This window comes from Limnobaculum eriocheiris (genome assembly GCF_021010575.1).
Classification (GTDB): Bacteria; Pseudomonadota; Gammaproteobacteria; order Enterobacterales; family Enterobacteriaceae; genus Limnobaculum; species Limnobaculum eriocheiris.
Genome location: NZ_JAJNAG010000022.1, coordinates 39,578 through 54,661, shown reverse-complemented (window position 1 = coordinate 54,661; position 15,084 = coordinate 39,578). Strand labels below are relative to the sequence as shown.

The window sequence follows — 15,084 nt, the reverse complement described above, 5'->3', positions numbered from 1 at the left end:
TTGCGAACCCATCTTAAACGGTTGACCCGCAAGACTATCTGCTTCTCAAAGTCAGAAGAAATGCACGATAAGATCATCGGATGGTATCTGACGATCAATCATTACCACTAAATCTGCGTCACGACCCGACATTGTTACCACCGGCAATACGGTGGCAGAAATCACCCATTTGTTATTACATCATGGTGCCGCTTCAGTGCAGATTTGGTGTTTATGTCGAACCTTGAAGAGTGAGGGTAAATAGGCGTATTATATCCGACAAGAAAGGTCAACTACTGAGTATGTCATGATTACAATTACTGATTCGGCACAATCCCACTTTAAAAAATTACTGGCTAATCAGGAAGAAGGCACGCAGATCCGTGTTTTCGTGATTAACCCTGGTACTCCTACCGCTGAGTGTGGCGTATCTTATTGTCCGCCGGACGCGGTAGAAGCGAATGACACTGAGCTTAAATTTAACGAGTTCTCTGCCTATATTGATGAAATTAGCGCGCCCTTCCTGGAAGATGCAGTGATTGATTTTGTTACTGACCAACTGGGTGCACAACTTACGTTGAAAGCGCCAAACGCTAAAATGCGTAAAGTTGATGACGATGCGCCGTTGATTGAACGCGTTGAATATATGCTGCAATCACAAATCAACCCTCAGTTAGCAGGCCACGGCGGACGCGTTTCCCTGATGGAAATTACCGATGAAGGCTATGCGATTCTGCAATTCGGCGGCGGCTGTAACGGCTGCTCAATGGTGGATTACACGCTGAAAGAAGGGATTGAAAAAGAATTGCTTCAGCGCTTCCCTGAATTGAAAGGGGTGAAAGACCAGACCGAGCATGAGAGTGGCGAGCATTCTTATTATAAATAATCGTTAAGAATTAAAGGGGCCGATGGCCCCTTTTTGATTCATGCAGAAAATAGAACTATTCCGCGTACTGCTGCTTTCTGCCTGCAACATCCACCAACCATGCGGCGACCCGTTGCTTTTGGCTTTCATCCAGCCACATCCCCATTTTGGTACGGCGCCAGATGGCATCATCCAGATTATGTACCCATTCTTTAGCAACCAGATACTCCAGTTCCGCTTCATACAGGCCATGACCAAAGTCTTCACCTAAATCCGTCAGGCTGGCTTTATTTTCCAGAATCAGCTCGCTGCGCGAACCATAAGTCTGGGCATAGCGAATGGCTAAACTATCCGGTAACCAGTTATATTTACGGCGTAATGCTTCGGCATAACGATTACGATCGGTTCCCATACCGCCACCAGGCAATACGCTGTTTTTGGTCCAGGCCGGACCAATACCAGGATAGTAGTTAACCAGTTTTTCCATCGCGTGTTCAGCCAGCTTACGGTAGGTGGTTAACTTACCGCCAAAAACCGACAGTAATGGTGCTTTACCCGCATCATCTGCTACTTCCAGCGTATAGTCACGGGTTACTGCCTGTGGAGAGTCAGACTCGTCGTCGCACAGTGGACGTACTCCCGAATAGGTCCAGACAATGTCATCTTTCGCTAACGGCTTTTTAAAGTGATCGTTGTATACCTTAAGCAGGTAATTCACTTCATGATCATCAATTTTTACATCCAAAGGATCGCCATGATACTCCACATCGGTAGTGCCAATAATCGAGAACTCACCCAGCCATGGGATAACAAACACAATACGGTTATCTTCATTTTGCAGAATATAGGCCTGTGGTTCAGAGTGAACCTTCGGTACCACAATATGACTACCCTTAATCAGGCGGATACCTCGTGGAGACTTAAGTTGCAGACCATCATCATAGAATTGTTTGACCCACGGGCCGGTTGCATTAACCAAACCTTTTGCACGCCAGGTCAGCACTTCGCCGCTGATCTCGTCCCGGGCTTCAACCACCCAGATTCCCTCTTCACGCCACGCACGAGTCACTTTGGTTTGGGTGCGAACATCGCCACCGCGTTCAACAACTTCCAGAGCGTTTGATACCACTAAACGCGCATCGTCCACCCAGCAATCCGAATATTCAAAACCACGGGTCAAATCGGATTTTAATACCGAATCAGGACCAAATTTCAGGCCATTACTGGCGGGTAAACTGGTGCGCTTGCCTAAATGATCGTAAAGAAACAGCCCTGCGCGAATCATCCATGCCGGACGCAAATGTGGCTGATGTGGCAAACGGAAACGCAGAGGAAAAGCAATGTGTGGTGCCAGACGTAACAATACTTCTCGTTCAGCCAGCGCTTCACTGACCAGACGAAATTCATAGTGTTCCAGATAGCGCAATCCACCATGGATCAGTTTGGAACTGGCGGACGATGTGGCACAGGCAAGATCTTTAGCTTCCAGTAGTAAAACAGAAAGCCCACGTCCGGCAGCATCCGCAGCAATACCAGCACCATTGATCCCTCCACCGATAACAATTAAATCTTTGGTTTCCATTTTATCTACCTCAGCATGCTCGAAAGAGCTTTTTATGTTCGAATTCGAGCATTATTGTAGATGAAAACAAACAAACTAGCTAGTGATTAACCAAATAAAAACATTAACACATGATCTTAGTAACATTGTCTCCACAATAATATAAAGGTTAATTCGAACTGATATGATTAACTGCGACATGATTAACTACGATATAATTAACAATATCCGCAATAACGATATGCATCGTTTCAGGAGGAACTATGAACAAATCTATGTTGATCGGTATTGGCTTTGGTATCACGATCGCACTGGGTATTACTGCCATTGCTTCCGATGGTATCAGTCTGTTTTCTACTCAGCCAAAATATGCTGAGGTCGTTTCCGTCACCCCGGTTAAAGAAACCATTAAAACACCCCGTAAAGAGTGCCAGGACGTCGCCGTAATCCATAAAGAACCGGTCAAAGATCAGCATCAGATTGCCGGTTCAATTTTAGGGGCAGTTGCCGGAGGGGTGCTTGGCCATCAGTTTGGTGGAGGCCACGGTAAACAGCTGGCTACCATTGCCGGTGCAGCTGCCGGTGGCTATACCGGTCATGAAGTTCAGGGGCATTTACAAAATAGTGATACCTATACCACTACAGAAAAGCGCTGTAAGACGGTACAGGACAGTTCAGAGGAGATTCTTGGCTACGACGTTGCTTACAAAATAGGCGATAAAACAGGGAATATTCGTATGGACCACCAACCGGAAAAGCAAATCCCTTTAGATGATAAAGGCCAACTCATAGTTGCTGCACCAACCACTCAACCTAAGTAAGGCTATAACTTCAACAGGCCGCATAATACAACGGCCTGTTGAGTTATCAATGTTTACTCAGCACAGTTCCAGCTTTACATCATACTGTTTAATAATGTTCATGACGCTGGCAGGCGGCTCTTCATCGGTAAACAGATAATCAATCAGCCCCATATTACCCAGGTTAACCATCGCATTACGGCCAAATTTGGAGTGATCGGTTACCAGCATCACGCTGCGGGAATTTTCAATAATCGCCCGTTTGGTGCGGACTTCATGATAGTCAAACTCCAGCAGGCTGCCGTCCATATCAATACCGCTGATACCTAAAATGCCATAATCCAGACGGAACTGAGAGATAAAATCTAACGTGGCTTCACCAATAATTCCGCCATCACGAGAACGAACTTCACCTCCAGCCAGAATCAATCGAAAATCAGGCTTACTGGTTAACAGAGTCGCCACGTTCAGGTTATTGGTGACTACCCGTAAGTTCTTATGGTTTAGTAAAGCGTGCGCTACGGCTTCCGGCGTGGTGCCAATATCAATAAACAGTGTAGCGCCATCGGGAATATGGCTGGCAACGCGTTCAGCGATACGGGCCTTCTCTTCCAGCCACATCACTTTACGATCGTGATAAGCGGCATTGACTGCCGAACTTGAAGGCAGTGCAGCACCGCCATGATGACGCTGGATTTTATTTTGATCCGCCAGCTCGTTCAGATCGCGACGAATGGTCTGCGGGCTTACACCAAAATGTTCTACCAGCTCTTCAGTACTGACATAACCATGCTTGCGCACTAAATCGATAATAGACTCATGTCGTTGAGTTTGTTTCACTTCTAGACCCTATACGCGGTATATCCTTCGCGCCCTTTGTTATTGTTTATTTAGATCTTTTAGAAGATCGGGTATCCCACCATGCTAAAGCCAGACCAACGACTAACCCACCCAAATGAGCCGCATTGGCCACTGATATACCCACCATGCTAAACGCATCAAAATAGCCTGCAACTAACCACACAACAGCAAATATCATCAGCGAACGCTGTAAAAAAATACCCCTTTCCGGTGCCCGCTCACCTGACAGCCAGCAGTATCCCATCAGGGCATAAACCACACCGGATAAACCACCAAACAGATGACCGCTGAATACTGCCTGTCCGTAGCCAGAAAGGATAGCGGACAACAGCGTAATTTCTAACAGTTTTCCGGTTCCCAGCCGCTTTTCCAGTGGACCACCCAGATACCACCACCACACCAGATTGAATAGAATATGCGTCAGAGAAAAGTGCAGAAACGCATGGGTTACCCAGCGCCATATCTGAATATATTGGCTGCTGTCAGCCGGATAGGCAAGTATCTCCATTAATGCGTTGTCGCCAAACAGTTGCATCAATATATAAACAATAACGCAAACGGCAATAACGGAAAGGGTTAATGGCCCCGCCTGATTTCGCAAGGTTGCCAGCGTATCCGTGCGGCGATAAGTAATATTGGCATCAGATCGCCCTGATTGCCAGCTGGCCGCCAGATAGCGCGGATCGTTTGGATTATGAATAAATTTTTCCAGCTCCTGACGGGCCACTTGCTCTGATGACTCATCAGCCAGCCATAGCTCTATTTGCTGCTGTTGATAGTGAATCTCGATAGTCACATTTAGCGTAGCCATATAATCAACAAAAGCCTGCGCCATACGGAGATTAGAAAGAACTATTAGTCGAACCATCCAGACTCACTCTATCATTAACCAGATTAGATAAAATTTAGCGTATCAATATCCATTGCCATAATAAACAGAGCCAGAGGCGATAGGTTAACGCTTGTGTATGCATAATTTACCACAAGATTCCCTACATCATCAGGGGATATATTAACAGGCTGGCGCTTTGACCAATAATAACGCCGGGAATTTCACCGACAGAAGAAGAGAGTATAACGCAGGAACGAAAAGGAGTCTGGCAACAGGCTACCGGGATTGTAGCCTGTCTGCAAAATCAGGAAGCGACTACCTGTTGTGGATAGTGACGAGCCCAGGACTCAAAACCACCTTCAATACTGTAAACCTGTTCAAAGCCCTGATGAACCAGATACTGTGCCGCACCACGGCTGCTAATGCCGTGATAGCACATAACAAAAATCGGATGGCTAAATTCAGTTTCCTGCATAAAGCGATTCAGGCTGGCATCCGTCAGATGAATAGCTTCCGGAGCATGGCCTGAGTGAAAACTTTGCGCATCACGAATATCGACCAGCGCCGCTTCACCCTGCTGTAAGCGTAAAAAGGCATCACTTACACTGATAATACTGAACTGTTCCATAATCTCGCCATACCATAGTAAAACACTCAACTATTATAACGAGTTTTTTTGATTATCGTTACTCTTTCCCTGACAAAAATTTATAATTTTTCTCTCCCGGATTCAGCTCAATAATGCCAATTAAACGTAAGCAGAGAACGATACCAATAAAAAAGGTGGCTTCATTTAGCCACCTTTTTCAATTTGCTATCGCCCTAATCAGGCCTCAATTGCCACACGAAGCTTTTTCATCGCGTTCTTTTCAAGCTGACGCACACGCTCGGCAGAAACACCATAACGATCCGCCAGTTCCTGCAAGGTTGCCTTGGTCTCATCATTGTTGAGCCAACGGGCGCGGATAATATGCTGGCTGCGCTCATCTAAACCGTCCAGAGCCATAGTCAGTTTATCTGCGGCGTCATTATCCCAGTTTTCGTCTTCAATGCTTTCAGCAAAATCTGACGTTTTATCTTCCAGGAACATGGCCGGTGCAACTACGCTGTTTTCATTTTCATCATCAGGAGAGATATCAAAAGCCATATCCTGAGCCGCCATGCGGGATTCCATTTCAAGCACATCTTTACTTGAAACCCCTAACTCACGGGCAACCAGTTCTACTTCATCCTGATTAAACCAGCCTAAGCGCTGTTTAGACTTACGCAGGTTAAAGAACAGCTTACGCTGCGCTTTAGTGGTTGCGACCTTCACAATACGCCAGTTACGCAGAACGTATTCGTGAATTTCAGCCTTAATCCAGTGGACCGCAAAAGAAACCAGACGGACACCCACTTCCGGATTAAAACGGCGAACCGCTTTCATCAGACCAATGTTCCCTTCCTGAATTAAATCAGCCTGAGGTAAGCCATAGCCTGAATAGTTACGAGCGACGTGAACAACGAAACGTAAATGGGACAGAATCAGCTTTTTAGCAGCTGCCAGATCGCCGTCGTAATGCAGCCGTTCAGCCAGTTCACGCTCTTCATCCGCTGTTAACATCGGATAGGTATTGGCAGCCCTGATATAGGCCTCCAGACTACCTTGGGGAACCAGGGCCAAAGTTTGCATTTCTTTAGTCATTCAAACCCTCTCATAGAGAAACTAATATATTGGTACTTTTGAACTGCACCGTTAACGATCTATCCAATCGATGCATAAAGGTCAACCAATTGCTTAACCGGTAATTAGACTAATATCTCAGTCATAAGTTCACCACCAAAGGATAAATCTTTGACGCTATGGTTGATAACACAAAACCAAATGCAGTGCCTTCAAGGTGTTCAATTAATGAACCAAACGTCCCTTAGTATACCAAAAATTCACTACCTTGGTGTAAATTGGCGTAAATGTCTTACCGTTGCCAACCAGGCGGCAATCCAACCAATCATGGCGGCGATCACCAGTAATAACAGGCTTTCATCCCAACTTAATCCATTGATTGAGAAGAGTGTTCCAAAAACTTTTGCCGTTTCTGCCACTGAAGCATCCAACGACCAAACCAGTGCCTGCGACATAATCAGCGAAAGCACCGCGCCAAATAATCCCAGTAGCATTCCACCATTCAAAAAGGGCCGCAGAATAAATCCGTCGGTGGCGCCAATCAATTTCATGATGCTGATGGTATCCCGTCGGCTGAAAATATTGAGTCGCACGCTATTACCAATCACCAGAAACACCGCTACGATCATCAATATGGCAATGGTTCCGGATATATTTCCCACCAAATGCGTCAGAGCAGATAAGCGAGAGAACCAGCTATCGTCCGTTTTCACCTCGGAAACACCCTGAATCTGGCCGATGTTGTCCCGCAGCTTAACTAATGCTTCAGAGCCAAGAAAATCCGCTTTTGGAGAGACGATAACCAGTGCCGGTAACGGATTATCACTCAGCATATCCAGCGCCGAACCAAATCCGGACCACTCACGGAATTCACTCAGAGCATTGTCCCGCGACACATAGTTAATGCTTTCAACGCCATCCAGCCCCTTAATTTGGGTACTAACCTCATCGGCGGCTTTATCATTCAGTTTTTTATCCAGATACACTGTAATTTGCGGTGTTGGATACCATTGTGATGCCGCGTAATTTACGTTCTTCCACACCAGATAGCACAGGCTCGGTAACGTAAGTGAAATGGCAATCACCATCACCGTCATAAAAGTCGCTAACGGCTGGCGCAGCATATCAACCAGGGTATTAGTCCAGGCATAACGCCTCTGTTCACGCCATCCTCCGGTACTGCGAGTTGGGGCCTTAGCCGCTGGTTTAGCTTTTTTAACCGATGTTTTACTCCCCCGCATAGCTATCTCCTCCACTCAGACGCCCATGACTCAGCGTTAATATCCGATAGGAGCGGCTGGAAATCAGTCCGGTATCGTGAGTTGCCATCAAGACTGTCACACCTGCACGATTAAATTCTTCAAACAGGCGCAGGATACCCGCCGATAATTCATCGTCCAGATTTCCCGTTGGTTCATCGGCCAACAGTACGGCAGGTTTATTCACCACCGCACGAGCAATACCAACGCGCTGCTGTTCACCGCCGGAAAGTTGTATCGGGAAACACTTAGCCTTATCTAACAAACCGACTTTATCCAGCGCAGCAGAAGCACGACGGCGGATCTCTTCCGGGCTGCTGCCACTGATAATCAACGGAAGCGCAACGTTATCGTACACCGTGCGATCCGCCAGCAAGTTATGATCCTGAAAGATCATACCAATCTGGCGCCGTAAGAAGGGTACTTCCGAGGATTTTAATCGACTGACGTCATGACCCGAAAACCAGATGTTCCCTGCGCTTGGGCGTTCAATACCACAAATCAGTTTGAGTAGCGTACTCTTTCCTGCGCCGGAATGACCGGTTAAAAAAGCCATTTCAGCCTGCTGCAGATGGAAGTTCACTCCCTGTAACGCCTGTTGTCCGCCTAAATAGGCTTTACTGACTTGCTCAAAACGAATCATCGTTTCAGTCCTCTCGGGCGAAAAGCGCCTCTATAAAATCGTTGGCCTGGAAAGGCCGTAAATCTTCAATACCTTCCCCTACGCCGATATAGCGAATAGGAATTCCAAACTGGTCAGCCACAGAGAAAATCACCCCACCTTTCGCCGTTCCATCCAGCTTGGTCAGAGTGATACCGGTTAGACCAATGGCTTCATCAAACATTTTTGTCTGGCTGATGGCATTCTGACCGGTACTGGCATCAATGGTCAGCATAATTTCGTGAGGGGCATTTTCATCCAGTTTTTTCATCACCCGCACAATTTTTTTCAACTCTTCCATCAGGTGAGATTTATTTTGCAAACGACCTGCGGTATCGGCGATCAACACATCAATACCCCGGGATTGTGCCGCCTGAATGGCGTCAAAAATCACCGATGCGGAATCTGCTCCGGTATGCTGTGCCACTACCGGGATCTTATTGCGAGTACCCCATACCTGCAATTGCTCAACGGCGGCAGCACGGAAAGTATCACCGGCGGCCAACATCACGGATTTACCCTGATCCTGGAACTGACGAGCCAGTTTACCAATGGTGGTGGTTTTTCCGACGCCATTCACGCCCACCATCAAAATCACAAATGGTTTATGGGCCGTAACGTCCAGCGGCTGCTCAACGTTTTTCAGAATATCGGCCATTTCTTCTTTCAGCTTACCGTACAACGCTTCGGCATCTTTCAGATCGCGACGGCTGGCGTGTTCAGTGAGAGACTGAATAATTTTACTGGTGGTGGTAACACCCACATCGGCAATCAGCAGCTGTTCCTCCAACTCTTCAAACAGCTCATCATCAATACGCTTACCGCGGAACAGGCTGATAAAGCCGGAACCCAGATTTTGTTTGGTTTTTAACAAACTGCGTTTCAGACGGGCGAAAAAGCCCTCTTTGGTTGGCCTTTCCTGCTCTTGTTGAAGCTGTTCTTCTTCTAACTGTTCCAGAATTTGTTCCGGATCTTCAGCATCGATTCGATCGGATTCAGCCAGTAACGCCCGTTCAATTTCCTCATCCAGTTCAGCATGGGAAAGTTCAGGTTCATCGACAACGTCGGTATCTTCAAACGCTTCGACGGCATTTGCAGTCAGCGCTTGCTCTACTTCATCATCCGTTGCGGTGAATGGTTCTTCACTGGCAGACTCACCGGCGATCTGAAATTCCTCTTCCTGCGGCTCCACAAGCGGAGTCAGCGCACTATCATAAACCGGTGGTGTTGCATCAGATTCTGCGGTTTGCGACAGATTCAGATCCGGCGTCACCTCTGAAGGTGGCGCCTGTTTCAGTTCATCGATTTTATCAATGGTGGTGAATGAATCATCAGACGGGCTAGCGGCATCCGGTTCTTGCGGACCGCGCTGTTCTGTATCTTGTTGTAATTCATCATCTTGCTTAGACTCTTCGTCCTGACGATTAAAGCCTAACCAGGAAAATAAACCGCGCTTTTTATCTTTTGCCATGTTGTAAAAACAACCTCCACCCTAGTATCACGCACGCTACAATTCAATTAAGTTTAACACTCATCAGGTAACGATAGATATCAATTCACTATCCGATTTACCCGCTGTTGCAATAGCGGTGCATTTTAACATTCCATCAGACAAAATCACGCCGGGCTACCCGGTAATGGCTCAATTTTATCCTTTAATCAATTTTCTTCGCCAAACGCGCAACCCAAAAACATTAATATACAGCCCCGCCATAATTAACAATGCGCCCAGAAGTTGTAATAGCGTTAGCGTTTCCCCCAGCAGCAATGTGGAACTTGCCATGCCTACCACCGGCACCAAAAGGGAGAGTGGAGCAATTCGCCAGGTTTCGTAACGCCCAAGCAAAGCCCCCCAAATACCATAACCAATAATGGTCGCCACAAATGCCAGATAAACCAGCGATAAAATGGTGATGGTATCAATCTCAATCAGGCTCTGTAGCATCAACTGCGAACCTTCAAACAAAGCCGATGCCAGCAAGAAAGGAATAATCGGGATCAGTGCACTCCACACTACCAGCGACATCACTGCCGGTCGTGCTTCATGTTGCATAATCAATTTATTAAAAATATTGCCGCTGGCCCAGCAGAAAGCAGCAGCCAGCGTTAACATAAAACCTAACATAGTCACATCCTGACCATTGAGGCTTGCTTCCACCAATACCAGCACACCCACGATTGCTAAGGCAATGCCGGCAAACTGTTTAGCCTGTAAACGTTCATTAAATACGGAAGCGGCAATGATAATGGTAAAAAATGCCTGGGATTGCAGCACCAGTGATGCCAGACCGGCAGGCATACCAAACTTGATGGCGCTAAACAGAAAGGCAAACTGGCCAAAGCTGATAGCCAGCCCATAGCCCAGCAGCAACCGAAACGGTATCTTTGGACGCGCAACAAATAGCAGCGCAGGAAAGGCCACCAGCATAAAACGTAACCCTGCCAGCAAGAGCGGGGGCATATTGTGGAGACCCATTTTAATCACCACAAAGTTAAACCCCCACACCACCACAACCAACAGCGCCAGCAGTCCATCTTTGCGTGTCATACCCTTCCCCATGCACTATTCTATTTAGATAAAAGAAACCACGTTAACCAAAAAGTCACTGGTGGGAAAGGTCATTCATCAATGTGGGAAGTAAAAAGCACAGTATGATATGTAACCTGCTATACAACTTTGTCACAGCGTGATATCTCTGACTCACTAATAAAACAGATAATTAGCGATATGCCCGGCAGAAAATTATTCTCAACCACTACGCGATCGACCATTGCCTTACTGGCATCATCACTGCTGCTAACCATTGGTCGTGGCGCTACGTTACCCTTTATGACCATCTATCTGACACGGCGTTTCGCCATGCCGGTTGATGAAATCGGTCTGGCAATGACCATTGCGCTATCTGTTGGCGTAGTATTCAGCCTTGGCTTTGGCATTCTGGCCGATAAGTTCGATAAAAAGAACTACATGCTGTGGTCTATTCTGGCATTTATCGGTAGCTTTATTGCCATTCCGCTGGTGGATAAAGTCGAACTGGTGGTCTTTTACTTTGCGCTTATTAACTGTGCCTACTCGGTTTTTTCTACCGTCCTGAAAGCTTATTTTGCCGATGTGCTTGGCCCCGGTGAAAAAGCCAAAATCTTTTCACTCAACTATACCTTTCTGAATATCGGCTGGGCCGTTGGCCCGCCATTAGGCACGCTGTTAGTGATGTACAGCATCAATATGCCATTCTGGCTGGCGGCTTGTTGTGCAGCGTTTCCACTGGTCTTTATCCAACGCTATGTTGAACGAGTTCGTATTGATATAAGCTCAGAGAGCAGCATTGCCTGGTCTCCTTCCGTATTATTACGCGACAGAGCGCTACTCTGGTTTACTCTTTCCGGCATACTGGCAGCATTTGTCAGCCGCTCCTTCGCCGCCTGCATTTCTCAATATGTTCTGGTGGTCGCCGACGGTGATTTTGCCGAAAAAGTGGTGGCCGTTGTTTTGCCGGTAAATGCCATCGTCGTGGTCACCCTGCAATATATCATTGGCCGCCGACTATCCGAATCTAACATTCGCCCTTTAATGACCATAGGAACTCTCTGCTTTGTTCTTGGCCTGTTGGGCTTTATGTATGCGGGTAACAATCTGTTCTTCTGGGGGCTTGCGGCAGCGATTTTTACCTTTGGGGAACTTATTTATGCCCCCGGCGAATATATGTTAGTCGACAACATCGCCCCACCGGGTATGAAAGCCAGCTATTTTTCTGCCCAATCACTGGCCTGGCTGGGGGCGGCTGCCAATCCACTGGCAACCGGCGTCATTCTCACCACTCTGGCACACTGGTCACTGTTTATTATTCTGATTGCAGGAATCGTACTGGCCTGGTTGGCTATGCTGCGTGGAATGCAGGTTAAACCGGGGAGTCGTGCATAACAAACTCTCGGATATCCATCAACCTGCGTAGAACGGGCGAAAATAATGTGCATTTCTAAATATCACAGGCTATCGCTATAATGGCCGCAGAATAATCCGTCACCGTCAGCCAATAGCAGAGCGTATGAGTAAGAAACCACAGCCGCAAAAAACTGGACAGATACGAATCATCGGAGGCCAATGGCGAGGTAGAAAACTGCCTGTGCCTGATAGCCCTGGGTTACGCCCCACTACCGATCGGGTTCGGGAAACGCTGTTTAACTGGCTGGCTCCGGTACTGAATGAAGCACGGTGCCTCGACTGTTTTGCCGGCAGCGGCGCATTAGGGTTTGAGGCGCTCTCTCGCTATGCAGGAAAAACGGTACTGCTGGAGTCAGAAAAATCGATTGCCCAACAGTTACAGCAAAACCTGCAACGGCTAAGTTCCGATAAAGGTCAGGTGATCCACACCAATGCCCTTCAGTGGCTGGCTCAGGCGGGTACACCCTTTGATGTGGTATTTCTCGATCCGCCCTTTCGCCAGAATTTACTGGCTGAAACCTTTATGTTACTGGAGCAGCAGGGCTGGCTGGCGGACGAAGCCTGGATTTATGTAGAGGCTGAAACTGAGCACGCGGTGAGCGATACCCCAACTAACTGGCATTTGCATCGTGAAAAAACCGCCGGACAGGTGGCCTATCGGCTATATATTCGTCGCTCTCCATCCTTCAATGAAACCGCAGGAAATGAAGAATGATTAAACAACTCTTTATCCATCTGGGCCGCCTGCTTATGCTGGGGGTATGGGGGATCTTACTGTTAAACCTGTTTCAGCCTTTCCCCAGCCCGCTAAAATACTTTATGCATGTGGCTATGGTATTTATGTTCTTTATGCATGGGTTACAGCTGATAATGTTAAAATCTACGCTGCCTAAAGATGGTCCAAAACTCAAGGGCTGGCAGGAGTTCACTATTTTCGTCTTTGGCGTATTTGAATTGCTGGCCTGGCAACAGAAGAACAGCAAGAAATAGTTTCTACTGCCATACATCACCCTCAGCTTTTTCGGTCAGGGAAGTAGGGAAAAGTCATTACGTTATTACCCAACTCAGAAATGCGCGCACTTCCCTGAGTGAGTACCGAGTCGATGCGGATCACCGCGTGCATTGGAATATAGCTACGGGCCACACCGCTGAATTCAGTTTTTAACTTCTCTTCGCTAGGGTCAACCAACAGCGAACTCTGGCTGTCAAAAACAAAATCACCAACCTCAATAAACCCAAAAATCACACTTTGATTTAGTTCACGAACATAAATCTGATAATTTTTACCGTTATTCATAAACTGGATCCGATACAACGGCTGCTCATGGTTATTCATAGACTCATTTATCTCCCGGACAATCACTGTGCGCGCTAAAAGGTGCCTTAACGATCGTGAGGTAACGTTTATCGACTACAATAAAAAATGGCTATTTTCTTTTCAATCACGTTCGAATCAGAACGCTAACATAACCTCATAAAGAATGCGACCAATGCATTCTGGCAAAAAATAATCGAAGGATAAGCGATGAGTTGGCCATTTTTAGCAGTGATCTTCTCCGGCTGGATCTATATTGACGCCGCTTACCGTGGTCCCGTATGGCAACGTTGGGTGTTCAAACCCGTCACTATGTTGTTGATGCTACTCTGGGCATGGCAGGCGCCAGAAATAACCACGCTCAGCTATCTGATTCTGTTTGGCCTACTGGCCAGCCTGCTCTCTGATATTCTTCAAATGATTCAAAAAGATAAAATGCTCTACGCCATAGGAGCACTGTTTATCTCCCGCCTGCTGTATACCCTCTATTTTATTAACCCATTGACCCCCAGCTTTTACTGGCCGCCGATCGTCATGTTACTGGTGGTTGGAATGGCAATGGGTTTATTACTCTGGAATAGGCTGGAGGATATGCGCTGGCCAGCGGTGACCTATCTGTTTATCACCCTGCTGATGGTTTGGACATCGATCGAAGGCTACCTCACCCAAACTAATGATATGAGTTTTAGTCAGCTTATCGGCAGCCTGTTACTGCTGATAGCCACGACTATTTGGCTAATCAACCGCTATCGCACACCTTTTCAGGCGGCTAATGCCGTTATTGCCGTTGGCTATTTTCTGGGACATTTTATGGTGGTACGCGCCCTGCATATTTGATTACCCCTGGCGAGCAAAGTGGCAGAAAAGCTACTCGTTACCTTTACGAATCAGATAACGGTACGGCAGTCCATCAGTAGAAGATTCCAACAGTTCATGATCCATAAATCGACAAAAACCGGGAATATCGCGAGTAGTCGCCGGATCGTCAGCAACGATCAACAGCGTTTGACCGGCATCCATATGACGAACGGCTTTACGCACCATCATCACAGGTTCAGGACAACGCAGCCCTAACGCATCAAGGGTTTTATCCGGATTGGCAAATAAATCAGTCATTAAGTTCTCAAGTCACTTTATCAATACATCCAATAACCCGGCTAGTTTAATACGATAAGCTGCCAGTGCAAATCCACTGAGTAAAAATCTATTACGTAGGGAGATAAATCTTATGGGTTATGGCACCTTAAAATTTTGGCAAGACGGGCAGCAGCGACAACCTGCCCGTTCAATAGTGATTTTACAGCCGAAATACCCACGACCGCCGGTTCATCACTATCCTTACCCC

18 protein-coding genes and 1 pseudogene are annotated in these 15,084 nt (G+C 47.0%); 8 read left to right on the top strand and 11 right to left on the bottom strand.

The window, feature by feature from the left end; all coding sequences use genetic code 11:
• The 3 genes and pseudogenes from LPW36_RS10865 to nfuA form a co-directional block, all read left to right on the top strand.
• The coding region (locus LPW36_RS10865; protein ID WP_230607651.1) for an IS1 family transposase at nucleotides 1-111 on the top strand (111 nt) is incomplete at its 5' end.
• A 16-nt stretch (nucleotides 112-127) separates the two neighbouring features.
• A pseudogene (locus LPW36_RS10860) lies at nucleotides 128-244 on the top strand (hypothetical protein); the annotation flags it as partial.
• 42 nt (nucleotides 245-286) lie between these two features.
• The gene (gene nfuA, locus LPW36_RS10855) at nucleotides 287-865 is read left to right on the top strand and encodes a Fe-S biogenesis protein NfuA (RefSeq protein ID WP_230609677.1); all 579 of its coding nucleotides are present in this window, start codon (nucleotides 287-289) and stop codon (nucleotides 863-865) included.
• Between the two features lie 55 nt (nucleotides 866-920).
• Here nfuA and glpD read toward each other — a convergent pair whose 3' ends face one another.
• Nucleotides 921-2,426 (bottom strand): glycerol-3-phosphate dehydrogenase, encoded by a 1,506-nt coding sequence (glpD, locus tag LPW36_RS10850; RefSeq protein ID WP_230609676.1) that lies wholly within the window; start codon nucleotides 2,424-2,426, stop codon nucleotides 921-923.
• Between the two features lie 242 nt (nucleotides 2,427-2,668).
• On the opposite strand from glpD, the gene LPW36_RS10845 reads away from it, so the two are divergent.
• Complete coding sequence (locus LPW36_RS10845) at nucleotides 2,669-3,226, top strand: glycine zipper 2TM domain-containing protein (RefSeq protein ID WP_230609675.1); 558 nt, start codon at nucleotides 2,669-2,671, stop codon at nucleotides 3,224-3,226.
• A gap of 57 nt (nucleotides 3,227-3,283) precedes the next feature.
• On the opposite strand, the gene LPW36_RS10840 is transcribed toward LPW36_RS10845, so the two are convergent.
• The 8 genes from LPW36_RS10840 to eamA form a co-directional block, all read right to left on the bottom strand.
• Nucleotides 3,284-4,045 (bottom strand): DeoR/GlpR family transcriptional regulator, encoded by a 762-nt coding sequence (locus tag LPW36_RS10840; protein WP_130593208.1) that lies wholly within the window; start codon nucleotides 4,043-4,045, stop codon nucleotides 3,284-3,286.
• 46 nt (nucleotides 4,046-4,091) lie between these two features.
• Complete coding sequence (gene glpG, locus LPW36_RS10835) at nucleotides 4,092-4,934, bottom strand: rhomboid family intramembrane serine protease GlpG (protein ID WP_230609674.1); 843 nt, start codon at nucleotides 4,932-4,934, stop codon at nucleotides 4,092-4,094.
• A gap of 268 nt (nucleotides 4,935-5,202) precedes the next feature.
• Entirely contained in the window at nucleotides 5,203-5,526 is a 324-nt protein-coding gene (gene glpE, locus LPW36_RS10830; RefSeq protein ID WP_230609673.1) for a thiosulfate sulfurtransferase GlpE, read from the bottom strand.
• 198 nt (nucleotides 5,527-5,724) lie between these two features.
• Nucleotides 5,725-6,582 carry an RNA polymerase sigma factor RpoH gene (rpoH, locus tag LPW36_RS10825; RefSeq protein WP_230609672.1) on the bottom strand — a complete coding sequence of 286 codons (858 nt, stop codon included), beginning with the start codon at nucleotides 6,580-6,582 and terminating at the stop codon, nucleotides 5,725-5,727.
• 242 nt (nucleotides 6,583-6,824) lie between these two features.
• A complete protein-coding gene (ftsX, locus tag LPW36_RS10820; RefSeq protein ID WP_230609671.1) occupies nucleotides 6,825-7,802 on the bottom strand; it encodes a permease-like cell division protein FtsX in 978 nt (325 codons plus the stop codon).
• Nucleotides 7,789-8,463: a cell division ATP-binding protein FtsE gene (gene ftsE / locus LPW36_RS10815; RefSeq protein WP_230609670.1), complete on the bottom strand. Its 675-nt coding sequence runs from the start codon at nucleotides 8,461-8,463 to the stop codon at nucleotides 7,789-7,791. Before ftsE ends, ftsX begins: the two co-directional genes overlap by 14 nt.
• Before the next feature lie 4 nt (nucleotides 8,464-8,467).
• Nucleotides 8,468-9,952 (bottom strand): signal recognition particle-docking protein FtsY, encoded by a 1,485-nt coding sequence (gene ftsY / locus LPW36_RS10810; protein ID WP_230609669.1) that lies wholly within the window; start codon nucleotides 9,950-9,952, stop codon nucleotides 8,468-8,470.
• Between the two features lie 177 nt (nucleotides 9,953-10,129).
• Entirely contained in the window at nucleotides 10,130-11,029 is a 900-nt protein-coding gene (gene eamA, locus LPW36_RS10805; RefSeq protein WP_230609668.1) for an O-acetylserine/cysteine exporter, read from the bottom strand.
• A 180-nt stretch (nucleotides 11,030-11,209) separates the two neighbouring features.
• On the opposite strand from eamA, the gene ydeE reads away from it, so the two are divergent.
• The 3 genes from ydeE to LPW36_RS10790 all read left to right on the top strand — a co-directional run bounded on the left by ydeE (nucleotide 11,210) and on the right by LPW36_RS10790 (nucleotide 13,414).
• Nucleotides 11,210-12,403: an efflux MFS transporter YdeE gene (gene ydeE, locus LPW36_RS10800; protein WP_230609667.1), complete on the top strand. Its 1,194-nt coding sequence runs from the start codon at nucleotides 11,210-11,212 to the stop codon at nucleotides 12,401-12,403.
• Nucleotides 12,404-12,527: 124 nt separating this feature from the next.
• Complete coding sequence (gene rsmD / locus LPW36_RS10795) at nucleotides 12,528-13,139, top strand: 16S rRNA (guanine(966)-N(2))-methyltransferase (RefSeq protein WP_230609666.1); 612 nt, start codon at nucleotides 12,528-12,530, stop codon at nucleotides 13,137-13,139.
• Nucleotides 13,136-13,414, top strand: coding sequence for a DUF1145 family protein (locus LPW36_RS10790; protein ID WP_230609665.1), 279 nt, complete (start codon nucleotides 13,136-13,138; stop codon nucleotides 13,412-13,414). Before rsmD ends, LPW36_RS10790 begins: the two co-directional genes overlap by 4 nt.
• A 22-nt stretch (nucleotides 13,415-13,436) precedes the next feature.
• On the opposite strand, the gene LPW36_RS10785 is transcribed toward LPW36_RS10790, so the two are convergent.
• A complete protein-coding gene (locus LPW36_RS10785; protein ID WP_230609664.1) occupies nucleotides 13,437-13,760 on the bottom strand; it encodes a DUF1820 family protein in 324 nt (107 codons plus the stop codon).
• A 189-nt stretch (nucleotides 13,761-13,949) separates the two neighbouring features.
• Between LPW36_RS10785 and LPW36_RS10780 the strand changes: the two genes are divergently transcribed.
• A complete protein-coding gene (locus LPW36_RS10780) occupies nucleotides 13,950-14,576 on the top strand; it encodes a lysoplasmalogenase (protein ID WP_230609663.1) in 627 nt (208 codons plus the stop codon).
• A 30-nt stretch (nucleotides 14,577-14,606) separates the two neighbouring features.
• Here the strand turns inward: LPW36_RS10780 and tusA are convergent, their stop codons facing one another.
• Nucleotides 14,607-14,855 (bottom strand): sulfurtransferase TusA, encoded by a 249-nt coding sequence (gene tusA / locus LPW36_RS10775; protein ID WP_230609662.1) that lies wholly within the window; start codon nucleotides 14,853-14,855, stop codon nucleotides 14,607-14,609.
• Nucleotides 14,856-15,084: the final 229 nt, after the last annotated feature.